This is a genomic window from Bradyrhizobium mercantei, from assembly GCF_001982635.1.
Classification (GTDB): Bacteria; Pseudomonadota; Alphaproteobacteria; order Rhizobiales; family Xanthobacteraceae; genus Bradyrhizobium; species Bradyrhizobium mercantei.
Genome location: NZ_MKFI01000002.1, coordinates 139,070 through 163,250 on the forward strand (window position 1 = coordinate 139,070; position 24,181 = coordinate 163,250).

At 65.4% G+C, this 24,181-nt stretch carries 20 protein-coding genes and 1 pseudogene; 12 read left to right on the forward strand and 9 right to left on the reverse strand.

Translation table 11 applies throughout. The features are described from left to right. Positions 1-77: 77 nt before the first annotated feature. The 3 genes from BI327_RS08300 to BI327_RS08310 all read right to left on the reverse strand — a co-directional run bounded on the left by BI327_RS08300 (position 78) and on the right by BI327_RS08310 (position 2,451). Positions 78-479: a BA14K family protein gene (locus tag BI327_RS08300; protein WP_076859534.1), complete on the reverse strand. Its 402-nt coding sequence runs from the start codon at positions 477-479 to the stop codon at positions 78-80. A 174-nt stretch (positions 480-653) separates the two neighbouring features. Next, positions 654-1,253, reverse strand: a complete 600-nt coding sequence (locus BI327_RS08305) for a CinA family protein (protein WP_076859536.1) — start codon at positions 1,251-1,253, stop codon at positions 654-656. Between the two features lies 1 nt (position 1,254). Beyond that, positions 1,255-2,451, reverse strand: coding sequence for a bifunctional 2-C-methyl-D-erythritol 4-phosphate cytidylyltransferase/2-C-methyl-D-erythritol 2,4-cyclodiphosphate synthase (locus BI327_RS08310; protein ID WP_076859538.1), 1,197 nt, complete (start codon positions 2,449-2,451; stop codon positions 1,255-1,257). A gap of 285 nt (positions 2,452-2,736) precedes the next feature. Between BI327_RS08310 and dusB the strand changes: the two genes are divergently transcribed. The 8 genes from dusB to mgtE all read left to right on the forward strand — a co-directional run bounded on the left by dusB (position 2,737) and on the right by mgtE (position 13,998). Continuing rightward, on the forward strand, positions 2,737-3,738 hold the full coding sequence (gene dusB / locus BI327_RS08315) for a tRNA dihydrouridine synthase DusB (RefSeq protein ID WP_076859540.1): 1,002 nt from the start codon (positions 2,737-2,739) through the stop codon (positions 3,736-3,738). Further along, complete coding sequence (locus BI327_RS08320; protein ID WP_076859542.1) at positions 3,735-4,910, forward strand: two-component system sensor histidine kinase NtrB; 1,176 nt, start codon at positions 3,735-3,737, stop codon at positions 4,908-4,910. The genes dusB and BI327_RS08320 overlap by 4 nt, the downstream gene beginning before the upstream one ends. Before the next feature lie 9 nt (positions 4,911-4,919). Then, positions 4,920-6,362 (forward strand): nitrogen regulation protein NR(I), encoded by a 1,443-nt coding sequence (gene ntrC, locus BI327_RS08325; protein ID WP_050419700.1) that lies wholly within the window; start codon positions 4,920-4,922, stop codon positions 6,360-6,362. A 280-nt stretch (positions 6,363-6,642) separates the two neighbouring features. Then, positions 6,643-9,090 carry a sensor histidine kinase NtrY-like gene (locus tag BI327_RS08330; protein ID WP_076859544.1) on the forward strand — a complete coding sequence of 816 codons (2,448 nt, stop codon included), beginning with the start codon at positions 6,643-6,645 and terminating at the stop codon, positions 9,088-9,090. A gap of 17 nt (positions 9,091-9,107) precedes the next feature. Further along, a complete protein-coding gene (gene ntrX / locus BI327_RS08335) occupies positions 9,108-10,478 on the forward strand; it encodes a nitrogen assimilation response regulator NtrX (RefSeq protein ID WP_021079343.1) in 1,371 nt (456 codons plus the stop codon). Positions 10,479-10,821: 343 nt separating this feature from the next. After that, a complete protein-coding gene (gene hfq / locus BI327_RS08340) occupies positions 10,822-11,070 on the forward strand; it encodes an RNA chaperone Hfq (RefSeq protein WP_006020546.1) in 249 nt (82 codons plus the stop codon). 11 nt (positions 11,071-11,081) lie between these two features. Next, positions 11,082-12,476, forward strand: coding sequence for a GTPase HflX (gene hflX / locus BI327_RS08345; RefSeq protein WP_076859545.1), 1,395 nt, complete (start codon positions 11,082-11,084; stop codon positions 12,474-12,476). Between the two features lie 154 nt (positions 12,477-12,630). Then, on the forward strand, positions 12,631-13,998 hold the full coding sequence (mgtE, locus tag BI327_RS08350) for a magnesium transporter (RefSeq protein WP_076859547.1): 1,368 nt from the start codon (positions 12,631-12,633) through the stop codon (positions 13,996-13,998). Between the two features lie 150 nt (positions 13,999-14,148). Here the strand turns inward: mgtE and mazG are convergent, their stop codons facing one another. Further along, positions 14,149-14,994, reverse strand: a complete 846-nt coding sequence (mazG, locus tag BI327_RS08355; protein ID WP_076859549.1) for a nucleoside triphosphate pyrophosphohydrolase — start codon at positions 14,992-14,994, stop codon at positions 14,149-14,151. Positions 14,995-15,176: 182 nt separating this feature from the next. Then, positions 15,177-15,500 (reverse strand): hypothetical protein, encoded by a 324-nt coding sequence (locus BI327_RS41525; RefSeq protein WP_143271557.1) that lies wholly within the window; start codon positions 15,498-15,500, stop codon positions 15,177-15,179. A 333-nt stretch (positions 15,501-15,833) separates the two neighbouring features. Here BI327_RS41525 and queC point away from each other — a divergent pair, with 333 nt between their 5' ends. Beyond that, positions 15,834-16,562 (forward strand): 7-cyano-7-deazaguanine synthase QueC, encoded by a 729-nt coding sequence (queC, locus tag BI327_RS08365; protein WP_076859553.1) that lies wholly within the window; start codon positions 15,834-15,836, stop codon positions 16,560-16,562. A gap of 445 nt (positions 16,563-17,007) precedes the next feature. Here the strand turns inward: queC and BI327_RS08370 are convergent, their stop codons facing one another. Genes BI327_RS08370 through nthA form a run of 3 tightly spaced genes read right to left on the reverse strand, consistent with a single transcriptional unit; the run spans position 17,008 to position 18,670 of the window. Further along, positions 17,008-17,385, reverse strand: coding sequence for a nitrile hydratase accessory protein (locus BI327_RS08370; protein WP_076859555.1), 378 nt, complete (start codon positions 17,383-17,385; stop codon positions 17,008-17,010). Continuing rightward, positions 17,385-18,044 (reverse strand): nitrile hydratase subunit beta, encoded by a 660-nt coding sequence (nthB, locus tag BI327_RS08375; protein WP_076859557.1) that lies wholly within the window; start codon positions 18,042-18,044, stop codon positions 17,385-17,387. Before nthB ends, BI327_RS08370 begins: the two co-directional genes overlap by 1 nt. After that, on the reverse strand, positions 18,041-18,670 hold the full coding sequence (gene nthA / locus BI327_RS08380) for a nitrile hydratase subunit alpha (protein ID WP_076859558.1): 630 nt from the start codon (positions 18,668-18,670) through the stop codon (positions 18,041-18,043). Before nthA ends, nthB begins: the two co-directional genes overlap by 4 nt. A 74-nt stretch (positions 18,671-18,744) precedes the next feature. Between nthA and BI327_RS08385 the strand changes: the two genes are divergently transcribed. Next, on the forward strand, positions 18,745-19,551 hold the full coding sequence (locus BI327_RS08385; RefSeq protein WP_076859560.1) for an enoyl-CoA hydratase/isomerase family protein: 807 nt from the start codon (positions 18,745-18,747) through the stop codon (positions 19,549-19,551). 6 nt (positions 19,552-19,557) lie between these two features. Here the strand turns inward: BI327_RS08385 and BI327_RS08390 are convergent. After that, positions 19,558-20,806: pseudogene (locus tag BI327_RS08390) on the reverse strand (DUF763 domain-containing protein). A 407-nt stretch (positions 20,807-21,213) separates the two neighbouring features. Here BI327_RS08390 and BI327_RS08395 point away from each other — a divergent pair. After that, on the forward strand, positions 21,214-22,233 hold the full coding sequence (locus BI327_RS08395) for a TRAP transporter substrate-binding protein (protein ID WP_076859562.1): 1,020 nt from the start codon (positions 21,214-21,216) through the stop codon (positions 22,231-22,233). Between the two features lie 37 nt (positions 22,234-22,270). Continuing rightward, the gene (locus BI327_RS08400; protein WP_076859563.1) at positions 22,271-24,157 is read left to right on the forward strand and encodes a TRAP transporter large permease; all 1,887 of its coding nucleotides are present in this window, start codon (positions 22,271-22,273) and stop codon (positions 24,155-24,157) included. Positions 24,158-24,181 lie beyond the last annotated feature (24 nt).

Here is a 24,181-nt window from a genome sequence, read left to right on the forward strand (position 1 = left end):
CGTCTTTCGTGCAACTGGCGTCAAAGACGTGGATGCCCGGCACAAGGCCGGGCACGACGGAGAGTAACGTCAAGTGGTTACGGGCAGGAGCGGCGCACGCCGCCAGACGCGATGTAGGTACCCGAAGCCGGGTCGTAGGAGCGGAAGCGCTGCGAGCAATAGGCGTCGTTGTTGGCCTTGGCCTGGCTTGCTGCAATCGCGCCGCCGATGATCGCGCCGGCCGCCAGCCCGCCGATGATCGCAGCGCCGTTTCCGCCGCCATGACGGTGGCCATAATACCCACCACGATATCCGCCGCGATAGCCGTAGCGCGGGCCGCCGCCGTGCCAGTGGCGGTATTGCACATGCTCGACGGAAGTGGGTTGATCCTGCAGCCGGGCTGCGGGCGCGAGCGGGGCGGCGAACGAGGGGGCAACGGTCGTCAGCGTCATGGCGCCGGCGGTGATTGCGGCCACGACCATAGTTCCCAACTTCATCATTTTCTCCTTGTTGTGGGGATTTTGCCGTTCGAAGAACAGTTGAAACGGCAGAGTTGGATCAACAGAAAACGGCGAACCGACGTCCGAGTTCCACCTGAGGTCGGCGGCACTGGGTCGCAGTTGACTGGAGGGTAGTGCGAGGCAGCGCTTGGCGCGACTCGACTTGAGTAAGGCCTATCCGCGCGGCGGTCGCCGGCGTTTCGCGGCGTGGCTGCGCGGCGAACGGGCCACTCTCGTCCGCAGCCGGCTGGCGGCCTCGCGGCGCGGCTTTGCGGCCTGCGGCGGACGCGCAAGCTCCATCAGCATGCGCAGTGCTTCCACGACCGAGCGTTGGCGGACTGTGCTGCGGCCGATGGCGCCAAATCGCTGCTCGCGATGAAGGATGCGGCCGTCGCGCGCGGCGACGGCAAAGTGCACAAGCCCGACCGGCTTGCCCGGCGTTGCGCCGCCAGGGCCTGCGATGCCCGTGATCGAAACCGCAAGGTCGACGCCGGCCTTCTCCAGTGCGCCGATCGCCATCGCGGTCGCGGTTTCCTTGCTCACCGCGCCGAACGTCTCCAGCGTCGCCGCCTTGACGCCAAGCATCACCCGTTTGGCCTCGTTCGAATAGGTGACGAAGCCGCGATCGATCACGTCGGACGAGCCGGGGATGTCGGTGAGCGCGCCCGCGACCAGGCCGCCGGTGCAGGATTCGGCGGTCGCAATGGTCAGCTTGCGCATCCGGCACAGGTCGAGCAGCGAGCGGGACAGGGCACGAGCGTCGCTGCCGCCCATGTCAGGCACTCCAGCCCTTATCATCCCAGGGGAGACGGACCGTGGCGCTTGCGGTGGCCGCGATGCCTTCCTCGCGGCCGGTGAAGCCGAGCCGCTCGCTGGTGGTGGCCTTGACCGCCACCCGCGAGATGTGGACGCCGGAGATCTCCGCGATCTTCGCCCGCATGGTGTCGCGCAATGGGCCGATCTTCGGCCGCTCACAGATCAGCGTGACCTCGAGATTGGCGATCCGTCCGCCGCGCGCGGTGACGCGCTCGACGGCGTATTTCAGGAACTGGTCGGAGGAGGCGCCCTTCCACTTGGCGTCGCTCGGCGGGAAATGCGAGCCGATGTCGCCGTCGGCGAGCGCGCCGAGGATCGCGTCGACCAGCGCATGCAGCCCGACATCGCCGTCGGAATGGGCCAGGAATCCCTTTGTGTGTGGCACTCGCACGCCGCAGATCATGACATGGTCGCCGTCGCCAAAGGCGTGCACGTCGTAACCGGTGCCGGTCCTGATGTCGCCGAGCTGGCTTGCGAGCCGCGCTTCCTCGCGCACGAAGTCTTCGGGGGTGGTGAGTTTCATGTTGGCAGGATCACCTTCAAACGTCGCAACCGTCAATCCCGCCCATTCAGCAAGTGCGGCATCATCGGTGAAATCGCTGCGGCCCTCGCGCGCGGCGCGACGATGCGCCTCCAATATTACGTCGAAACGAAATGCCTGCGGTGTCTGCGCGATCCGCAGGCGCGCGCGCTCCGGCGTCGCCTCGACGTCGCCGGTATCGCCAGTGAGCTTGATCGTGTCGGTGACCGGAATCACGGGGATCGCGGCGCCGGTCCGGCCGGCGGCTGCGATCGCACGCGAGATCACGGCCGACGTGACAAAGGGGCGGGCGGCATCGTGGATCAGCACGATGTCCGGCTTCTCGCCGGCAAGCGCCTCGAGCCCGGCATGGACCGAGGCCTGCCGGGTGACGCCGCCCGGCGTTGGCGGCTGGTGGCGGAGGCCTGCCACCGCTTCATCGAACAGCGCAGCGTCGTCGGGATTGACCACCGGCTGCACGGCAAACACATCCGGATGTCCGGAGAACGCCTCCATCGCACGGTAGATCACCGTCTGCCCGCCGATCGTCCGATATTGCTTCGGCCCGCCGGCGCCGGCGCGCAGTCCACGGCCGGCTGCGACAAGGATGGCTGCGGTGCGCTCAGGCTTCGGCATTTTGAACCAATGACAGACGAATCGGGGATGAGGGGAACGGCTGATATCGCCGCGCACAGCCCTTAGCATGACCGCTGCGCAAAAACAGAGCGTTTGCCGATGACTGTGGGAAAAGCAGATTTTGTTGCAGTGCACTTGCGCAGATGGTAGAAATGTCTAAACCGTAGGCATGAACCTTGACTGCACAAGAATTGTGCGCAGAATAGACGATGTCAGCCGCAATGGCGTGGCTAACACAACGACGAGACGGCTGTGACCGGCGTGCAAAGTACTCCTCGTAACCCATTGAAGATAGGCGATATTGCTGTCGCCAACCGGGTTCTCCTCGCGCCCATGTCCGGCATCACCGACGCGCCCTTCCGGCGACTCGCAGCCAATCTGGGTGCCGGCCTGGTGGTCTCCGAGATGACCGCCAGCGACGATCTGGTGAACGGCAAGCCGATGTCGAAGCTGCGTTGTGAGGCAGCCGGGATCGGGCCGCATGTGGTCCAGCTCGCGGGCTGCGAGACCCGCTGGATGGCGGAGGGCGCGCGTATTGCCGAGAGCGCCGGCGCCGACATCATCGACATCAACATGGGCTGCCCGGCCCGCCACGTGACTGGCGGCCAGTCCGGCTCGGCCCTGATGCGCGACCTCGACCATGCGGTGACGCTGATCGAGGCGACGCTGTCGGCGGTCAGCGTGCCGGTGACGCTGAAGATGCGGCTCGGCTGGGACGATCGCTCGCTCAATGCGCCCGAGCTGGCGCGCCGCGCCGAGGCATCGGGCGTGCAGATGATCACCGTGCATGGCCGCACCCGCTGCCAGTTCTACAAGGGCGAGGCGAACTGGAACGCGGTGCGCGCGGTCAAGGATGCCGTCACGATCCCGGTCGTGGTCAATGGCGACATCACCTCGTTCGACAAGGCGGTCGGGGCGCTTCAGATGTCGGGCGCCGACGCGGTCATGATCGGCCGCGGCGCGCAGGGGCAACCGTGGTTGCCGGGTCAGATCGGCCGCCGCCTCGAGACCGGCGTCGCAGAGGCTGCGCCGTCGCTTGCGGAGCAGCTCAAGCATGTTCGTGCGCTCTATGACGAGGTCTGCAGCCATTACGGCCTGCGTGTCGGGCTCAAGCATGCCCGCAAGCATCTCGGCTGGGCGCTGGAGACGGCTGCGGCCTACAGCTGCGCGCCGGCGGCAACGCTGAAGGCCTGGCGGCAGACCATCCTGACCTCGGAGGAGCCCTCCAGCGTGCATCGCGCGCTCGAGGACGCCTACGACGATTTTGCCTGGAGTGCTGCCGCATGACGTCAGCCATGGAGTTTCGCCGGCCTGTGCCCACCGATGGCGAGGCCATCCTCAACGCGCTGCCCAATCCGGTGCTGCTGGTCGCGCCCGACGGGCGGATCGTCGATGCCAACATCGCGGCCGAATCGTTCTTCGAGATCTCGGCGCAGTTCCTGCGCCGCCAGTCGCTCAAGGAACTGGTGCCGTTCGGCAGCCCGCTGCTCGCGCTGATCGAGCAGGTGCGCACCAGCGGCTCGCCGGTCAACGAATACAAGGTCGATCTCGGCACGCCGCGGATCGGTGGCGATCGCCAGGTCGACCTGCACGTCGCGCCGCTGACCGAGCGGCCCGGCCATATCGTGGTGATGCTGCAGGAGCGCACCATCGCCGACAAGATGGACCGCCAGCTCACCCACCGCAGCGCGGCGCGCTCGGTGATCGCGCTGGCCGCGATGCTCGCCCATGAGATCAAGAACCCGCTGTCGGGCATCCGCGGCGCCGCGCAGCTCCTGGAGCAGCAGGCATCCTCCGAGGACCGTCTGTTGACGCGGCTGATCTGCGACGAGGCCGACCGCATCGTGACGCTGGTCGACCGCATGGAGGTGTTCGGCGATGACCGCCCGGTGGCGCGCGGCCCGGTCAATATTCATTCCGTGCTCGATCACGTGAAGCGGCTGGCGCAGTCCGGCTTTGCCCGCAACGTCCGTTTCATCGAGGACTACGATCCGTCACTGCCGCCGGTGCTGGCCAACCAGGACCAGCTGATCCAGGTCTTCCTCAACCTCGTGAAGAACGCGGCCGAAGCCGTCGCCGATCTCGGCACCGATGCGGAAATCCACCTCACCACGGCGTTCCGGCCGGGCGTGCGGCTGTCGGTGCCCGGCAAGAAATCGCGGGTCTCGCTGCCGCTGGAGTTCTGCGTCAAGGACAATGGCTCGGGCGTGCCGGAAGACCTGCTGCCGAACCTGTTCGATCCCTTCGTCACCACCAAGCAGACCGGCAGCGGGCTCGGCCTCGCGCTGGTCGCCAAGATCATCGGCGATCACGGCGGCATCATCGAATGCGAGTCGCAGCCGCGCAAAACCACTTTCCGCGTGCTGATGCCGATGTACAGCGCCGCCAAGCAACTCGACCAAAGCAACCGCGATGACGTTCCGGGTACGTCACCGCCTGCCTCTCAGGATGCACGATGAGGAACACCAATGCCTGCAGGTAGCATACTTGTCGCTGACGACGACACCGCCATCCGGACCGTCCTGAACCAGGCGCTGTCACGCGCCGGCTACGAGGTGCGCCTGACCGGCAACGCCGCCACGCTGTGGCGCTGGGTCAGCCAGGGCGAGGGCGACCTCGTCATCACCGACGTGGTGATGCCCGACGAGAACGCATTCGACCTGCTGCCGCGGATCAAGAAGATGCGGCCGAATCTGCCCGTCATCGTCATGAGCGCGCAGAACACCTTCATGACCGCGATCCGCGCCTCCGAGCGCGGCGCCTACGAATACCTGCCGAAGCCTTTCGACCTGAAGGAGCTGATCACCATCGTCGGCCGCGCGCTGGCCGAGCCGAAGGAGCGGGTCTCAAGTCCCGCCGACGACGGCGAGTTCGACTCGATCCCGCTGGTCGGCCGTTCGCCGGCAATGCAGGAAATCTACCGCGTGCTGGCGCGTCTGATGCAGACCGATCTCACCGTGATGATCTCCGGCGAATCCGGCACCGGCAAGGAGCTGGTCGCCCGCGCGCTGCACGATTACGGAAGGCGCCGCAACGGCCCGTTCGTTGCGGTCAACATGGCGGCGATCCCGCGCGACCTCATTGAATCGGAGTTGTTCGGCCATGAGCGCGGTGCATTCACCGGCGCCAACACCCGCGCCTCCGGCCGCTTCGAGCAGGCCGAGGGCGGCACGCTGTTCCTCGACGAGATCGGCGACATGCCGATGGAGGCGCAGACCCGTCTGCTCCGCGTGCTCCAGCAGGGCGAGTACACCACCGTCGGCGGCCGCACACCGATCAAGACCGACGTCCGCATCGTCGCGGCCTCGAACAAGGATTTGCGTATCCTGATCCAGCAGGGCCTGTTCCGCGAGGACCTGTTCTTCCGCCTCAACGTCGTGCCGCTGCGGCTGCCTCCCTTACGCGAGCGCATCGAGGATCTGCCCGACCTGATCAGGCACTTCTTCTCGCTCGCCGAGAAGGACGGCCTGCCGCCGAAGAAGCTCGACGCCCAGGCGCTGGAGCGGCTCAAGCAGCACCGCTGGCCGGGCAACGTCCGCGAGCTGGAAAACCTCGCCCGGCGGCTCGCCGCGCTCTACCCGCAGGACGTCATCACCTCTTCGGTCATCGACGGCGAGCTGGCGCCGCCTGCGGTCACCTCGGGCAGCACCGCGACCGTCGGCGTCGACAATCTTGGCGGCGCGGTCGAGGCCTATCTGTCCTCGCACTTCTCGGGCTTCCCGAACGGCGTGCCGCCGCCCGGCCTCTACCACCGCATCCTCAAGGAGATCGAGATCCCCTTGTTGACCGCTGCGCTGGCGGCGACCCGCGGCAACCAGATCCGGGCCGCCGACCTGCTCGGATTGAACCGCAATACCCTGCGCAAGAAGATCCGCGACCTTGATATCCAGGTCTACCGGAGCGGCGGCTAGGCGCCTTCGAGCCACGCAGGCACCGGGGCTCGCGTGAAGAAAACGCGCCGGAACAAAGGGCTAGAGTTTCGGTTCTGACTTGATCGGACGCGAAGCTCCAGCGAACCCCGGGGCGGGGCGCCAGGCCCCGCTACCGTTATTGAGTAGTCACAAATGGTTTTGAGGACACGGCGCCGCACCGTGGTTTGCGCCGCGGAAATGTCGCAATTCGGCAACATTGTGATATGATTGCATCAGTTCGCAATTCCCGCGGGCGATCGCCTTCAGCTCAATTGCCGGTATGACCAGCGCAGAGACCACCGCTTCAACGATCCACGCGTCACCGGCCGAGCCCAAGGCAGAGGCGCGGGGTTTCCCCCTGCGGCGCTGGCTGGCCCCGTTCGCCGTCGCGATCGCACTGCTGTCCGCCTTCCTGACCTTCGTGGTCCTGACCGGCCTGACCCCGATCGAGCCCACCTCCGAGGTGGTCCGCTCCTTCCTGATGATCAACGCCGCCACGATCCTGCTCCTGGTCGGCATCATCGTCCGGGAAGTCTGGCAGATGGTGCAGGCGCGGCGGCGCGGCCGGGCGGCGGCCCGACTGCATGTGCAGATCGTCGGCCTGTTTTCGGTCATCGCGGTGCTGCCCGCCGTGCTGGTGTCGATCGTCGCCAACGTCACCATCGAACGCGGCCTCGACCGGCTGTTCTCGGGGCCCACCAAGCAGGTGATCCAGAACTCGCTGACGATCGCCAGCGCCTACATGCAGGAGCACGCCCAGCTCATCAACGGCGACACGCTGGCGATGGCCAATGATCTCGCCCATGCGCGGCCGCTCTACGACCAGGACCGCATGACGTTCCTGCAACTGATGACGGCCGGCGCCGAGTCGCGCAACCTGCCGGTCGCGGTGCTGATGGACAAGGACGGCAAGATCGTCGCCAGCGCCGAAACCGGCGTTCGCCTGAACTACGAGGCGCCGCCGCCGGACATCCTGAAGGACATCAACGAGACCGAGCCGAAGATCTCGGTGTTCCCGGAAAACTATGTCGCCTCCGTGGTCCGGCTGCGGGCCTATGACGACATGTTCCTGTATGTGGCGCGGCTGCTCGATCCGGCGGTCGTCGCCCAGCTCAAGCAGACCCAGACAAGCGCCGCCGAATATGCCCAGCTCGAGACCCGCAGGCTCGGCATCCAGGTCGCGTTCGCGCTGATGTTCGCGGTGATCGCGCTGACCATCCTGATGGCCTCGGTGCTGATCGGGCTGAACTTCGCCAATGGCCTGGTGTCGCCGATCCGCCAGCTGATGGGCGCGGCGAGTGAGGTCTCGACCGGCAACCTCAACGTCCAGGTGCCCGTCAACAAGTCGGCGAGCGACCTCGCGCTGCTCGGCGAGATCTTCAACAAGATGACGCAGGAGCTGCGCACCCAGCGCAACGAGCTGGTCGACGCCAGCGAGACCATCGACAGCCGCCGCCGCTTCATCGAAGCGGTGCTGTCGTCGGCGAGCGCCGGCATCATCGGGGTCGACGCGTCAGGTACCATCGGCGTGCTCAACCGCTCGGCCGAGAAGCTGATCGGGCACGCCGAGTCGGAGACGCTCGGCCATCCGCTCTCGGACGTGCTGCCCGAGCTCGACGACATGATGAAGACTGCGCGCGAAGGCACCCAGCGCCTGGTGCAGGGGCAGGTCACGATCCTGCGCGACGGCAACGAGCGCAATCTGTCGGTTCGCGTTTCCGCCGAGCAGACCAGCCAGTCGCGCGACAGCTACATCATCACGCTCGACGACATCACCGAACTGGTGTCGGCGCAGCGCACCTCGGCGTGGGGCGACGTCGCCCGCCGCATCGCCCACGAGATCAAGAACCCGCTGACCCCGATCCAGCTCTCCGCCGAACGCATCCGCCGCAAGTTCGGCAAGACCATTACGGAAGAGAAGGACAAGTCGATTTTCGAGCAGTGCACCGACACCATCGTGCGCCAGGTCGACGACATCAGGCGGATGGTCGACGAGTTCTCGCGCTTTGCGCGGATGCCCAAGCCGGTGATGGAAGGCGAGGACGTCGCCGACGTGGTGCGCCAGGCAGTGTTCCTGATGAAGGTCGCGCATCCCGATCTCGACATCGAGGCCGACATCAAGCAGTCGCCGCTGCCGGCGCAGTTCGACCGCCGGCTGATCTCGCAGGCGCTGACCAACATCATCAAGAACGCGACGGAGGCGATCGAGCAGGTGCCGCGCGAGGAGCTCGGCAAGGGCCGCATCGACGTCGTGGCGCAGCGCGAGAAGGACGACATCCTGATCGACGTCGTCGACAACGGCATCGGCCTGCCCAAGGTCGCCCGTGCGCGCCTGCTCGAGCCCTATGTCACGACGCGGGCGAAGGGCACCGGGCTGGGGCTGGCGATCGTCGGCCGCGTGCTCGAGGATCATGGCGGCCGCATCGAGCTCAAGGACGCGTCAGATTTCCGCGAGGGGCAGCGCGGTGCCTGGATGCGGCTGCGTTTCGCCGTCACCGGGCAGGCCGCCAAGCCCGAGACGAAGCCCGACAGCAAGGACCAAAAACCGGACGTCAAACCGGAAAACAGCGAAAAAAATCCGCCGGAAGAGCCGACCAACGGCCCGGCACAGGCGACCAACAATGAACCAAAAATCCAAGAACCAGCTCAAGACCCCGCTAATCCTGAACCCAATAATCAAGAGCCAAATGCGCAAGAGCCAAAAATCAAAGCCGCGACGGGCGACTGACAAGACAGGTGTAACCCATGGCCAGTGACATTCTGATTGTCGACGACGAAGCTGACATTCGTGACCTCGTTGCGGGTATCCTGGACGATGAGGGCTTCTCCACGCGCACCGCGCGCGACAGCGACTCGGCGCTCGCCGAGATCGCCAACCGCCGCCCGAACCTGGTGTTCCTCGACATCTGGCTGCAGGGCTCCAAGCTCGACGGTCTGCAGCTGCTGGAGCAGATCAAGAAGGACAATGCCGATCTGCCGGTCGTGATGATCTCCGGCCACGGCAACATCGAAACCGCGGTCGCCGCGATCAAGCGCGGTGCCTATGACTTCATCGAGAAGCCGTTCAAGTCGGACCGGCTGATCCTGGTCGCAACGCGGGCGCTGGAAACGTCGCGGCTCAAGCGCGAGGTGAAGGAGCTCAAGCAGCTGGCTCCCGCCGCGAGCGTCCTGACCGGTCGCTCGGCCTGCATGAACCAGCTGCGCCAGACCATCGATCGCGCCGCCAAGGCCAACAGCCGCATCCTGATCGTCGGTCCGTCAGGCGCCGGCAAGGAACTCGCCGCGCGCACGCTGCATCATGCCTCCGGCCGCGCCGAGGGGCCGTTCGTGGTGATCAATGCGGCCGCGATCACGCCGGAGCGCATGGAGATCGAGCTGTTCGGCATCGAGGGATCGAACGGCGAGCAGCAGCGCAAGGCCGGCGCGCTCGAGGAAGCGCATGGCGGCACGCTGTTCATCGACGAGATCGCGGACATGCCGCGCGAGACCCAGAACAAGATCCTGCGCGTGCTGGTCGACCAGACCTTCCAGCGCCAGGGCGGCACCAGCAAGGTCCATGTCGACGTCCGCATCATCTCCTCGACCGCGCGTAACCTCGAAGAGGAGATCGCGGCAGGCCGTTTCCGCGAGGACCTCTATCATCGCCTCTCGGTGGTGCCGATCCGGGTGCCGCCGCTGTCGGAGCGCCGCGAGGACATCCCCGAGCTGATCGACTATTTCATGGACCAGATTTCGGCCGCCACCGGCCTGCCGAAGCGGCAGATTGGGCAGGACGCGATGGCCGTGCTCCAGTCGCACGTCTGGCCGGGCAACGTCCGCCAGCTCCGCAACAACGTCGAGCGGGTGATGATCCTGGCCGGCGGTGGACCGGAGGCGATCATCACCGCCGACATGCTGCCGCAGGACGTCGGCTCGATGGTGCCGGCGATGCCGACCTCCAACAATGGCGAGCACATCATGGGCCTGCCGCTGCGCGAGGCGCGCGAGGTGTTCGAGCGCGACTATCTGATCGCCCAGATCAGCCGCTTCTCAGGCAACATCTCGCGCACCGCGGAGTTCGTCGGCATGGAGCGTTCGGCGCTGCATCGCAAGCTGAAGGCGCTCGGGGTCGGCTGACCCCGGCACGCCGGATCGGCAATCAGGGGCAGGAGCCGGGGGTGGCCCCGGCTCGCGAGGCTGGGGAGTGACAGAGGGGGCGAGAGCGGGGCCGGTACAACCGGGGATTTATCCACTCTCCACGAGAATATTCGTCTCTTTCCCCGCCCTTTCTTAGAATTGCCACCGTGTTCCTACCGACTGCACCGCGAACCGGCTTGCCTAAAAACCGCGCGTGGCCTCTAATCCTACCGCTACGCCTGCCAGAGGGGGATCTCAGGGCAGGTGGGCAGCCGGAGGAGGCTCCGTCAGAGAGCCGCAACCGGTTCAATAAAAAGAAGCACAAGCTTGCGGGACAAAAACAATGGCGGCAGACCGCGCACAAAATCTACAAGACACCTTCCTTAATCACGTTCGTAAAACCAAGACGCCACTGACGATATTTCTGGTCAACGGAGTAAAGCTGCAGGGCATTGTCACATGGTTCGACAATTTCTGCTTGCTGCTGCGGCGCGACGGCCATTCGCAGCTTGTCTACAAGCATGCGATCTCGACCATCATGCCAGGAGCTCCAATTCAGTTGTTCGAAGGTGGTGAGGACGCACCGGCTTGAGAGTGAACTGATTGGAACCCTTCAATCGTGAAGGGGGCGCCGACCGGACCAAGTCTAGGCCCGGGTCGGCGGGGAACGGCAGCACCGGGCGGGTGATCGTCATCGGCCCGTACCTGCGCACGCGCCGTGGCGACGGCGATGCGCAAACGGATTCCTCTGTCCGCGACTATGAAGCGCGGATCGAGGAGGCCGCCGGCCTCGCCGGTGCGATCGACCTCACTGTGGTGGAAAGCGTCATCGCGCCGATCAGCCAGATCCGGCCCGCGACCTATCTCGGCAAGGGCAAGGTCGAGGAGATCAGCGGCCTCATCGCCAGCAACCAGGTCGAGCTCGTGGTGATGGATTGCGCGCTGTCGCCGATCCAGCAGCGCAACCTCGAGAAGGCCTGGAGCACCAAGGTGCTCGACCGCACCGGCCTGATCCTGGAAATCTTCGGCCGCCGCGCCAAGACCAAGGAAGGCGCGTTGCAGGTCGAGCTCGCCCATCTCAATTACCAGCGCAGCCGACTGGTGCGGTCCTGGACCCATCTCGAGCGCCAGCGCGGCGGCTTCGGCTTCATGGGCGGCCCCGGCGAAACCCAGATCGAGGCCGACCGCCGCCTGATCTCTGAGCGCATCACCAAGCTCGAAGGCGAATTGAAGAAGGTACAGGCGACGCGGCGGCTGCACCGCGCCGGCCGCCAGCGCGTGCCGTACCGCGTGGTCGCGCTGGTCGGCTACACCAATGCCGGCAAATCGACACTGTTCAATCGCCTGACGCGCGCCGACGTGCAGGCCGCCGACATGCTGTTTGCGACGCTCGATCCGACCTTGCGCGCGCTCAACTTGCCGCATGGCGGCAAGGCGATGCTGTCGGATACGGTCGGCTTCATCTCCAACCTGCCGACCCAGCTCGTGGCCGCGTTCCGCGCCACGCTGGAGGAGGTGCTGGAAGCCGACATCATCCTGCATGTCCGCGACATCTCGCATGAAGATGCCGAGGCGCAGGAACGCGACGTCGAGGGCGTGCTGCGCCAGCTCGGGATCGATCCCGACGCCGACGGCGGCCAGCGCATCATCGAGGTCTGGAACAAGATCGACCGCTTCGATCCGGAGGAGCGGGACAATCTGCGCAACATCGCAGCACGCCGGCCGCCAGAGCGGCCCTGCTTCCTGGTTTCAGCCGTGACCGGCGAGGGGATCGACGCGCTCCTGACCGCGATCGAGGATCGCCTCGCGGCCAAGCGCTCGACGCTGCAGCTTTCGATCGACGCCTCCGACGGCGCCGGCATCAGCTGGCTGCATCGCAACGCCGAGGTGCTGCACAAGGAGCTGCGTGGTGAGCGCTTCGACATGACGGTGCGCGTCGACGAGACCAAGCGCGACATCGTGGTGAGCCGGTTCGCCGCGGTGCCCCACGAGGCATAAGCAGGCCGCCGGGCGCCTCGCAATCTCCCGAAATATGACGGCGCCGTGACTTGGCCTCACTCGACCGCGCCTGCGACGCGCGGTCGCACTTTCTGTTTGAAATCTGCGCCGCCTTGGTTCATTGCGCTGCGAGACGCAAAGCCGAGGCCGATCGATGCAGGACACCGAAACCATCACCCACGACACGCCCGCCGGCCAGAACGGTGACCTGGCCCATGTGCGGGCCCCCGAGATCGTCGATGCGCTGAACGCCCGGGAGCCGGAGGATGCGGCAAAGCTGCTGCGCTCGCTGCCGGCTGAGAAGGCGATCGAGGTGCTCGACCTGCCGGGACTCGACAACACCTGCGAGATCCTGGCCGAATTGCCAAAGGACACCGCGGTGTCGCTGCTGTCAGGGGTCTCCGACGACCGCGCCGCCGACATCTTCAAGGAGCTGATCGAGCCGCTGCGCACCACGCTGCTGAACGGCCTCAATCCGGAGACCCGCAACGTCATCTCGGGGCTGTTGGCCTATCCCGAGCGCAGCGCCGGCAGCATCATGACGACCGAGTTCGTCAGCGTGCCCTCGAGCTGGACCATCGCCGAGGTGCTGCATCACATCCGAATGGTCGAGCGCACCCGCGAGACCGTCTACTCGATCTTCGTGATCGACCCGGTCAAGAAAACCCTGATCCAGGCGGTGCCGCTGCGCCGCCTGATCTCGGGCGATCCGCACGCCAATGTGCTGACCGCGGCACCGGCGCGCAAGCCGCTGATGATTTCGCCGGAGGCCGACCGCATGGAGGCCGCGCGGCTGATCTCGCGCTACGATCTGCTCGCGATCGCCGTCGTCGACGGCCCCGGCCATATCCTCGGCATCGTCACGGTCGACGACGTCATCGACGCCATCGTCGAGGAGTCCACCGAGGACGCCCAGAAGTTCGGCGGCATGGAAGCGATCGACGAGCCATACTTGCGGATCGGCTTCGGCGAGATGATCAAGAAGCGCGCCGGCTGGCTGTGCGCGCTGTTCCTGTCGGAAATGCTGACCGCGACCGCGATGCAGTCGTATCAGAGCGAGCTCGAGAAGGCGATCGTACTGACGCTGTTCATTCCGCTGATCATGAGCTCCGGCGGCAATTCCGGCTCGCAGGCGACCTCGCTGCTGATCCGCTCGCTGGCGCTGCACGAGGTGCGGCTGCGCGACTGGTGGCGTGTCGCGGTGCGCGAGCTGCCGACCGGCATCGTGCTCGGCGCCATCCTCGGCCTGATCGGCATCATCAGGATCACGCTCTGGCAGTCGCTCGGCCTGTTCGACTACGGCCCGCATTGGGTGCTGGTGGCCGCGACCGTCGGCGCTGCGCTGGTCGGAATCGTCACCTTCGGCTCGCTGTGCGGCTCGATGCTGCCGTTCATCCTCAAGCGCATCGGCTTCGATCCGGCCAGCGCGTCGGCGCCGTTTGTGGCGACGCTGGTCGACGTGACGGGTCTCGTGATCTATTTCGGTGTTGCCGCCGTCATCCTGCGCGGGACGTTGTTGTGAGGTGAGGGGACTGCGTGTTTGACGCGATCCGCATCCTCACACTCAATGTCGTCCCGGCGAAGGCCGGGACCCATAACCACCGGCCGTCATTGCTGACCGCAGTCGCAGTCCCGCATGAGTACAGGACTGGCACCGTCCATCACCGATAGATCACGCGGTATGGGTCCCTGCTTTCGCAGGGACGACGACGGATTTCGCCTCATTCCACAACGCATCCATCTCTTCCAGCGTCGCGCCCTCGAGCGAACGTCCCTTCGCCGCCAGCGCCTGCTCGATATAGGCAAACCGCCGCTCGAACTTGGCGTTGGTCGCACGCAGCGCGGTTTCCGGATCGGCGTCGACGTGGCGGGCGAGGTTGACCAGCGCGAACATCAGGTCGCCGGTTTCTTCCGCGATCTCTTGCTTGTCGTTGCGATCGAGCGCGGCCTCGATCTCGTCGGCCTCCTCGCGGATCTTGGCGAGCACGGCGCGCGGGTCGTTCCAGTCGAAGCCGACGGTGGAGGCCTTGCGCTGCAATTCCACCGCGCGCGTCAGCGCGGGCAGGCCGGCCTTCACACTGGCCAGCAGCGATTTGTGCGCGGTGTCCTCCGGCGGCCGCCGCGCCGCGCGCTCGGCCTTCTCCTCGGCCTTGATGCGTTCCCAGGCACTCTTGACGCCGGCCGGCTGGATGTTGCCGTCCTTGTCGGCGAACACATGCGGATGACGGCGGATCATCTTTTTCGTGATCGCCTCGACCACGTCGCCGAACGCAAACGCGTTCCGCTCTTCAGCCATCTGCGCGTGATAGACCACCTGCAGCAGCAGGTCGCCGAGTTCCTCGCGCAGATCGTCGAGATCGCCGCGCGTGATCGCATCCGCGACCTCATAGGCCTCCTCGATGGTGTAGGGCGCGATGGTCTCGAAATTCTGAACGAGATCCCAGGGGCAGCCGGTTCCAGGGGCTCGAAGAGCAGCCATGATCTCGATGAGGCGGGCGATGTCGCGGGAGGGCTTCATAATGAAATACTGTGCGCTCTTGTCATGAATTCGATCTCTGCCAGCCAATGGGATGGGCCAAAAGCGGAGGTCGGAAAGACTGCTCCGCCGGACGCCCAGTTTATCGTAGCCGCACGGATTAGCTAAGCAGCGGTGCCAGCTGCGGGCTTCGCGGTGATGAACTCAAAGCAGCTATTCATCGCTTATTTTTCGGTTGTTCGCCTATGCAACCGTTGCTCAATGACTTCCCCCAGCGGGCGATCCGGCCATTTTCGGAAAGCGCTGAGCTTTTTCATCCGACCTTTGCTCAATGCTTTCGATTGTGCTTCGTCGGCGACTTCGTCTGCGACAGTCCCCTGTGCGGCGATAAGAGCTTGTCGCACGGAGCGGCGTTCATCCTGATGTGAAAGCTGTTTGCTGCGCGGAATGTTCTTTCGACTGCTCTTCTGATTTTCTCCATAGGTGTTCCGTCGGTCGCTTTCGTAACTCAGTCGCTTCTTTTCTTGGGGAGTTTTGACCTTACTCACAAATTGCCTCCGAATTCGACAGGCGACGACAGTTTCGTATCAACAGCGTCTGTCCCCAGCAAGATAACAGCCGCCTTCGGGCGGCTTTTCTTTGGGGAGCGGGGGCGCAAAATGTATATTAGTTGCCTCAGGGACAGCCGGTCACGGGCGTGCGCAGCGCGGCCATGATCTCGATCAGGCGGGAAATGTCGCGGGAAGGGGTCATGGGGCACCTGACTGTGAGAGGTGTAGGCCTTATGCCAAATCGGCCCTGTCGATCCCAGCAAAACGGGCCGGAATCGCGGCACTGTCCACCAATTGGCGGTGAACCGAATGAGTGCTAAAGCGCCGTTCATGACCGATCAGAACGCTTCCGAGACTGCGCTGGTGCTGTTTTCCGGCGGCCAGGATTCCACGACGTGCCTCGCTTGGGCCCTGTCGCGCTTTGCGCGCGTCGAGATGCTCGGCTTCAGCTATGGCCAGCGCCATGCCATCGAACTCGGTTGCCGCGACCGGCTGCTGGCCGGGATCAAGCAGATGCGGCCGGACTGGTCGGCGAAGCTCGGTGATAGCCATACGCTCGATATCCCGACGCTGTCTGATATCTCCGACACCGCGCTGACCCGCGACGTCGCGATCGAAATGGGCGCCGACGGGTTGCCCAACACCTTCGTGCCCGGCCGCAACCTCGTGTTCCTCACTTTCGCCGCAGCGCTGGCCTATCGGCGCGGCATCCGCCACATCATCGGCGGCATGTGCGAGACCGACTATTCCGGCTATCCGGATTGCCGCGACGAGACCATCAAGGCGTTGCAGTCCGCGCTCAACCTCGGCATGGCCAAGGACTTCGAGCTGCACACGCCGCTGATGTGGCTCGACAAGGCCGCGACCTGGCGGTTCGCGCAAGAGCTCGGCGGGGCAGGGCTGGTCGATCTGATCCGCGAGCACTCGCACACCTGCTATCTCGGCGAACGCGGCGCGCAGCACGATTGGGGCTATGGCTGCGGCGAATGCCCGGCCTGCAGCCTGCGCGCCAAGGGCTGGCGGGAGTATGTGGCGCAGGGTGATGGCGACAATCATTGAGGTGTCCGGCGACGCAAGCTACCGCGGCGATCGCATCCAACGCCACGTCGTGGGGCACTCTGCAAAAATATCGAAAACAACCCCATGCAAAGGAGTCGCCGGTCGTCGGGGTTCGACATCGCCCTCTTGACACGTCGGGCAAATCAGCCGTATTTTTCCATTATTCCGAAATCGCGCGACTATGTCCCCAACTACAGCTGTCATCGCCCGGCTCGACCGGGCGATCCAGTACGCCGCGGTCTCTCGGCTCAAGCACGACCGTCTCTGGAATACTGGATCACCCGCTTTCGCGGGCGATGACACCGAACAAGTCGGAAAATTGATCCACAAATCCCACCCCGTCATCGCGAGGGGCGAAGCGACGAAGCGATCCATCGTCCCACATCTGCTGAGCGATGGATTGCTTCGCTTCGCTCGCAATGACGGTGAAAGAAGGGGTCCGCCGCTACTCGAAATCCACCGCCGTCAGCACGATCGGCTGACCGTGCGGGGTGCGATCGGCAGCGTGGTCCCAGGCGTCGCGGTAGCGGTGCAGGGTCTCCGCTGTGGTGACGCCTTTGGCGGCCACGAGGTGTTCGAGCGTCGCCAGCCAATGCTGGTAATAGGTCTCGCCGGTGTCGGGATCGCCGGCGGCCTGCGCGCGCTTGATCTGGTCGGCGAGCGCAGCTGCCCATTCGGGCCAGGTGAACACGCCGCGGTCATGCAGCGTCAACGCCATCGCGAACGCCTGCGCTTCCCAGGGCGCACGGAACACCGGGCCGTCCTGATCGCGAGGAATGCTGGTGACGGCGTTGGTGGCGCGCGCGGCGGCGCCGGCATCCATCAGACGGCCTCCAGATATGGCTCGAACGCGTCGATCGAGACCTTGATGGTCGGATCGGAGTCCGGTCCCCACAATTCGCGTCCGTCGAACACGACGGTGTACAGCCACTGCGGATGCTCGCCGGCGTCGTTCGCTACCGTGTCCGGAAACACGTGACAGCCGTGGTCCCGCTCGACCACGCCGACATGACCGCGAACATAGCGCGGCAACCGCGTGTGCGTGGCGGGATGGATGTTCTTCGCCCGCACCCGGTCGCCAGCCTTGAATTTCGCCAGTCCTGGCGCGGTGCGGCCGAACTTGCCGCGCACCATGATGCGCTCGACATCGGGGATGGAGAATTTTCCGTGCTTGAGCGATTTCGCCGGCGCGACGGCATGTCCGGCGGCGACGTCGTCCTTCGAGATAAAGCCCTTGTCGAGCAGCAGGGCTTCCAGCCCAAGGAACCATTTCTTGTAATAGGAGCTCGACAAATAGACCTGCGGGGGCAGGGTCTCGCGATAGAAGCGCGAGGCGTCGATGTTGAAGGCGCCGGCCGCACCCATCGCGCGGACCATCGCGAGCACCCGCGATTCCCATTCCTCATGGAACATCGGCTCGTTCGGCTCGGGCTCGACCTTGCCGAACCCGTCCATGCCGCCCATGTCGTGGACGCCGTTCATGACAGCGCTCCCGGCGTCTTCGGGAAGCCGGTGCCGATCATGGAATCGCGCGTCACAAGTTCGGCGAGCTGGTCTTCGCTCCAGCCCTCAGTGCCCGCAGGCCGCATCGGCAGCACCAGGAAGCGGGTTTCAGCCGTCGAGTCCCAGACCCGGATTTCCGTTTCCTTCGGCAGGCTGACGCCGAAATCGGCCAGCACGCCGCGCGGATCTTTCACCGCGCGCGAGCGGTACGGCGAGGCCTTGTACCAGACCGGCGGCAGGCCGAGCATTTCCCAGGGGTAACAGGAGCACAAGGTGCAGACGACCATGTTGTGACGGCCAGGCGTGTTCTCGATCGCGACCAGATGGTCGCCGACCCGGCTGACATGGCCGAGGGTGCCGACCGCCTTGCTGGCGTCCTCGAGCAGCGCCTGCTTGAAGGCGGGATCGGTCCAGGCCTTTGCGACGACGCGCGCGCCGTTATGCGGGCCGATCTTGGTCTCATAGGCCTGCACGATGGCGTCGAGCGCGGCAGCCTCGACATAGCCCTTCTCGGTCAGGATCGATTCCAGCGCGCGGACGCGCAGTTCGGTCTCCGACAGTTCGGAATGGTCGTGATCGTGGTGGTGATGATCATGTTCGCTCATGCCCACAGAATAGGCGAAACCGCCGTGCTATGTCGAGGCAACCAGTACACAACAATGCGAGCAGGGAGGTATGCGTGGCTGACCATGTGACGATCGAGAAGGGGCTCGGACCGGAGGGCCGCATCGCCGTGGTGCGGTTCGATCGCGGCGACGGTATCAACGCGCTGTCGCCCGACGCGCTGCGGCAGCTGACCGACGCGGCACGCGGCTTCGAGGACGATGGCGAGACCTCAGTGGTGGTGCTGACCGGCGGCGCCAAATCGTTCAGCGCCGGCTTTGACCTGAAGGACGCCGAAGGACGTTCGCGTCAGACCATGGACATGGGCACGCTGCGCCGGCACCTGAAACTCGGACCGCGGCTGACCCGCGCCTGGCAGGACATGGAGCAGGTCACGATCGGCGCGATCGAGGGCTTTTGCGTCGGTGGCGGCGTAGCGCTCGCGGTCGCGCTGGATTTCCGCGTCATGGCGCGTGACGCACATATGCGGGTGCCGGAGATCGCGCTCGGCATGAACATGAGCTGGCAGAGCGTGCCGCGCATGCTGCATCTGATGGGCCCGGCGCGCACCAAGCAGGCCGTGATCCTGGCCGATGACCGGATTTCGGCCGAGGAGGCTTATGAGTGGGGCCTGGTGGAGCAGGTGGCTGATCCCGGCAGATCCTATGAAGCCGCAATGGCGCTCGCGACCAAGGTCGCGGCGCAGCCTCCGATCTCGGTCGCGATGACCAAGCTGACGGTCAACCGGCTGGCGCATGCGCTGGACGATCTCGCCAGCCACATGGATCTCGACCAGTTCGCGCTGGCGAGCCTGTCCGAGGATCACAAGGAGGGCGTCGCGGCTTTCCTTGGACGGCGCAAGCCGCGCTTCAGGGGGCGCTGAGGGGTGTCACTGACGTTTGGCGATCTCGCTGCCGGACAGGTCGGCTTCCCAGCCGAACACCGAGCGCCCGTCGAGCGCAGGCGAACGGGCGCGCTCGTTGGCAACGAAAGCATCGAAGGACGGGCCGGTTGCGGTCAGCTCGAGCCTTCGAGCCTGATCGTCCAGCCGCTTCAACGCCTGCATCTCCTCGTCGCGGGCCGAGTTTGGCCTGCTGCACCGCCGACTTCAGCACGCCGATGGTCTCGTCATAGACCTTGATCGGCACCGGAAACGGATGACGGTCCTTGCCGCCATGCGCGAGCGAGAAACGCGCCGGATCACGGAAACGGTACGGCGTGCCGTGGACGACCTCGGCGACCATCGCAAGCGACTCCACGGTGCGGGCGCCGACGCCGGGCGTCAGCAGCAGCTCGGGAAAGTCCAGCGGCCCGCGCTCCGCGGCGGCGGCGAGGGTGCCGTGCAGGCGGCGGATGAAGACGTCGCTCGAGCGTACATCGTGGTGCGCCGGCATGATCAAATGCAGGAGATCGCCCTGCGCCTCCACCTTCTCGGTCAGGCCGGCATATTCACGCGCGATGCCGTCGGGACCGAGCGCGGCGAGCAGATCGAGCTGCGCCTGGCGCGAGGCATCGGCGCGGTGGTCGGTGAGATTGACGATCTCGCCCTGCACCGGACCGTCGATCGCACTGTGCGGTTCGTCGACAAAGCTGCGCAGGCCCTCGGAATGCCAGTGGTAGCGCCGCGCCTGCCGCTTGTGGTCGTTCATGCCTTGCTGGACCACGGTCCATTTGCCGTCCGCGGTGACGAAGAAGCCATGCAGATAGAGTTCGAAACCGTCCTGGACCGCAGCGCTGTCGACCTTGGCGACCAGCCGGCTGGCGCGGGTGAGGGCCACGCCATCGACCCCGGTCCGCTCGCCCAGCGACGTCAGCTCGTCCGGCGTGCGCCGCGAATGCTTGCCGCGGCCGCCGCAGACATAGATGCCGAGCTCGTCCTGCAGCGGTGCCAGCCCGCGCTTGAGCGCGCCGATGACGCTCGTTGTGATGCCCGACGAATGCCAGTCCATGCCCATCACGGCGCCGAACGACTGGAACCAGAACGGATGCGAGAGCCGCTGCATGAACGCGTCGCGGCCATAGTGATGGACCACGGCTTGCGTGATGACGGCACCCAGCGTCGCCATGCGCTCCGCCAGCCACGGCGGCACGCGTCCTCCATGGAGGGGCAGATCGGCGCTGCCGGTTCGTCGTGCCATCGGTCTCCAAGCCTCGGCGAGCCTCGATATGGCGTCCTTGAGTCGAGGGCAGACCATCAGGCCAACCGGCGAACCCCGGCGTCAAGCGCTCCGGAGCGCCCATATCCATAATTCGCATAAGGTATATTATGGAATATTTATATCTACAATTAGATCAGATATTTAGTGGGAAATCTTCGCACGAGACCGTAGTACGGCGCTGTTCAGGCCTGTCCCGACCATTGCGGCCAGCCGGTCCAAACGGCGCAGCGACCACGCCCACGCGTCTCGTCAGAAAGCCGATATTGCCGCGGCGTACGGACGCTGCAATAAGCGCCAGCTGTGCAGAGATCGCTGGTGACCCCGCGGCATCAGGTCCGTATAGGATGGCATCTCAGAACAACAACAAGCCTCCAAGGGAGCAACCAATGAGCTTTTCACGACGCACGCTGCTGAAGGTCTCCGCCGCTTCCGCCGTCCTGGGCGGAATTGGCGCGCCGTATGTCGCGCGCGCCCAGTCGGCCGAGTTCTCCTACAAGTTCGCCAACAACCTGCCGGAGTCACATCCGTTCGTGGCCCGCGCCCGTGAGATGGCCGCCGCGATCAAGACCGAGACCAACGGCCGGTTTGACCTCCAGGTGTTCCCGAACAGCCAGCTCGGTTCCGATACGGACATGCTGAGCCAGGTGCGTTCCGGCGGCGTCGAGTTCTTCACGCTGTCCGGCCTGATCCTGGCGACCCTGGTGCCGGCTGCCTCGATCAACGGCATCGGCTTCGCATTCCCGGATTATCCCACGGTCTGGAAGGCCATGGATGGCGAGCTCGGCGCCTATGTGCGCGGCGAGATCAACAAGGCCGGCCTCGAGGTCATGGACAAGATCTGGGACAACGGCTTCCGCCAGACCACGTCGTCGACCAAGCCGATCACCGGTCCGGACGATCTCAAGGGCTTCAAGATCCGCGTGCCGGTGTCGCCGCTGTGGACCTCGATGTTCAAGGCGTTCGATGCATCGCCCGCCTCGATCAATTTCAGCGAGGTCTACTCGGCGCTGCAGACCAAGATCGTCGAGGGCCAGGAAAACCCGCTGGCGCTGATCTCGGCCGCGAAGCTGTACGAGGTGCAGAAGTATTGCTCGATGACCAACCACATGTGGGACGGCTTCTGGTTCCTGATGAACCGCCGCGCCTGGGCGGCGCTGCCGGACGATATCAAGACCATCGTCGCAAAGAACGTCAACGCGGCCGCCGTCAAGGAGCGCGAGGACACCGAGAAGCTCAACGCCACCGTGAAGCAGGAGCTGACCGGCAAGGGCCTGGTGTTCAACCAGCCCGAGGTCGGGCCGTTCCGCGACAAGCTGCGCGCCGCCGGCTTCTACGCCGAATGGAAGGGCAAGTACGGCGAGAAGGCCTGGGATCTGCTCGAGAAGTCCGTCGGCAAACTGTCCTGATCGATCAGGCGGGAGGCTTGCCAGCGGGAGATTTGCTATGGCTCATGTCGAGATGACGCCGGCCGTGGCCGGCGAGGCGGCGTCACAGCCCCCTCGCCGCCGCTCTGTTCTCGGTTCCATCGAGACGGCGCTCGGATGGCTGGTCGAAATCCCGGCGGCGATCCTGGTCGTCGCCGAGGTCGTGATCCTGTTCGCCGGCGTGGTGTCGCGCTACGTGCTGCATGCGCCGCTGATCTGGTCCGACGAACTCGCCTCGATCCTGTTCCTTTGGCTTGCCATGCTGGGCTCGGCAGTCGCATTCCGCCGCGGCGAGCACATGCGCATGACGGCGCTGGTCGCAAGCGCAGGCCCAAGGCTGTGGGCCTATCTCGACGTGGTTGCGACCTGCGCCGCGCTGGCGTTCTTGATCCTGATCGTGCGGCCGGCTTATGAATACGCCTACGAGGAAAGCTTCATCACCACGCCGGCGCTGCAGATATCCAACACCTGGCGCGCGGCGGCGCTGCCGGTCGGCACCTGCCTGATGGCGCTGTTCGCGCTGCTGCGGCTGGCGCGGGTCGGCGAGTTCAAGACCTTCCTGCTGGCCGTGCTGACCGTGGCCGCGCTGATCGGCGTATTCTGGCTGGCGCAGCCGCTGTTGCGGCCGCTCGGCAATCTCAACCTGATCATCTTCTTCGTCGGCGTGGTCGGCTTCTGCGTGTTCGCCGGCGTGCCGATCGGCTTTGCCTTCGGCATGGCGATCTTCGGCTATCTGGCGCTGACGACGCGGACGCCGCTGATGGTGCTGGTCGGCCGGATGGACGAGGGCATGAGCCATCTGATCCTGCTGTCGGTGCCGCTGTTCGTCTTCCTCGGCCTGCTGATCGAGATGACCGGCATGGCGCGCGCGATGGTGGCGTTCCTGGCAAGCCTGCTCGGGCATGTCCGCGGCGGCCTGCATTACGTGCTGGTCGGCGCCATGTACCTGGTCTCCGGTATCTCCGGATCGAAGGCCGCCGACATGGCTGCCGTCGCGCCGGTGCTGTTCCCGGAAATGAAGCAGCGCGGCGCCAAGCCGGGCGATCTGGTCGCCCTGCTCGCCGCCACCGGCGCCCAGACCGAAACCATTCCCCCGAGCCTCGTGCTGATCACGATCGGCTCGGTCACCGGCGTCTCGATCTCGGCGCTGTTCACCGGCGGCCTGCTGCCGGGCGTCGTGCTGGCGATCACGCTGTCGGGACTGGTGTGGTGGCGCTACCGCGGCGAGGACCGCAGCCACGTGCAGCGCGCCACCGGCAGCGAGATCGGCAAGGCGTTCGTGTTCGCCCTGCCCGCATTGGCCCTCCCCTTCGTGATCCGCTACGCCGTGGTCGAAGGCATCGCGACCGCGACCGAGGTGTCGACGATCGGCATCGTCTATGCCTTCGTCATCGGCCTCCTGATCTACCGCAAGTTCAGCTGGCGGCGGCTTTTGCCGATGCTGATCGACACGGCGTGCCTGTCGGGTGCGATCCTCTTCATCATCGGCACCGCGACCGGCATGGCCTGGGGCCTGACCCAGTCCGGCTTCTCGCGGGCGCTGGCGGCGTCGATGACCGGGCTGCCCGGCGGGTCGGCGACCTTCATCGCGGTCTCGATCCTGGCCTTCGTGGTCCTCGGCAGCGTGCTCGAAGGTATCCCGGCGATCGTGCTGTTCGGGCCGCTGCTGTTTCCGATCGCGCACCAGGTCGGCGTCCACGAGGTGCACTATGCCATGATCATCATCCTGGCGATGGGCATCGGACTGTTCGCGCCGCCGTTCGGCGTCGGCTATTATGCCGCCTGCGCCATCGGGCGCGTCGATCCGGCCGAGGGTATCCGGCCGATCTGGGGTTACATGCTGGCGCTGTTGATCGGCCTGATCATCGTCGCCATCTTCCCCTGGATATCGATCGGTTTCCTCTAAGCACCTTGCGGATGGGATAGAGCC

Bases quoted from the DNA above. Each gene is read 5' to 3' on its own strand.
- BI327_RS08300 (WP_076859534.1), bottom strand. From the start codon at position 479: ATGATGAAGTTGGGAACTATGGTCGTGGCCGCAATCACCGCCGGCGCC.
- BI327_RS08305 (WP_076859536.1), bottom strand. From the start codon at position 1,253: ATGGGCGGCAGCGACGCTCGTGCCCTGTCCCGCTCGCTGCTCGACCTG.
- BI327_RS08310 (WP_076859538.1), bottom strand. From the start codon at position 2,451: ATGCCGAAGCCTGAGCGCACCGCAGCCATCCTTGTCGCAGCCGGCCGT.
- BI327_RS08320 (WP_076859542.1), top strand. From the start codon at position 3,735: ATGACGTCAGCCATGGAGTTTCGCCGGCCTGTGCCCACCGATGGCGAG.
- ntrC (WP_050419700.1), top strand. From the start codon at position 4,920: ATGCCTGCAGGTAGCATACTTGTCGCTGACGACGACACCGCCATCCGG.
- BI327_RS08330 (WP_076859544.1), top strand. From the start codon at position 6,643: ATGACCAGCGCAGAGACCACCGCTTCAACGATCCACGCGTCACCGGCC.
- ntrX (WP_021079343.1), top strand. From the start codon at position 9,108: ATGGCCAGTGACATTCTGATTGTCGACGACGAAGCTGACATTCGTGAC.
- hfq (WP_006020546.1), top strand. From the start codon at position 10,822: ATGGCGGCAGACCGCGCACAAAATCTACAAGACACCTTCCTTAATCAC.
- mgtE (WP_076859547.1), top strand. From the start codon at position 12,631: ATGCAGGACACCGAAACCATCACCCACGACACGCCCGCCGGCCAGAAC.
- mazG (WP_076859549.1), bottom strand. From the start codon at position 14,994: ATGAAGCCCTCCCGCGACATCGCCCGCCTCATCGAGATCATGGCTGCT.
- queC (WP_076859553.1), top strand. From the start codon at position 15,834: ATGACCGATCAGAACGCTTCCGAGACTGCGCTGGTGCTGTTTTCCGGC.
- BI327_RS08370 (WP_076859555.1), bottom strand. From the start codon at position 17,385: ATGGATGCCGGCGCCGCCGCGCGCGCCACCAACGCCGTCACCAGCATT.
- nthB (WP_076859557.1), bottom strand. From the start codon at position 18,044: ATGAACGGCGTCCACGACATGGGCGGCATGGACGGGTTCGGCAAGGTC.
- nthA (WP_076859558.1), bottom strand. From the start codon at position 18,670: ATGAGCGAACATGATCATCACCACCACGATCACGACCATTCCGAACTG.
- BI327_RS08395 (WP_076859562.1), top strand. From the start codon at position 21,214: ATGAGCTTTTCACGACGCACGCTGCTGAAGGTCTCCGCCGCTTCCGCC.
- BI327_RS08400 (WP_076859563.1), top strand. From the start codon at position 22,271: ATGGCTCATGTCGAGATGACGCCGGCCGTGGCCGGCGAGGCGGCGTCA.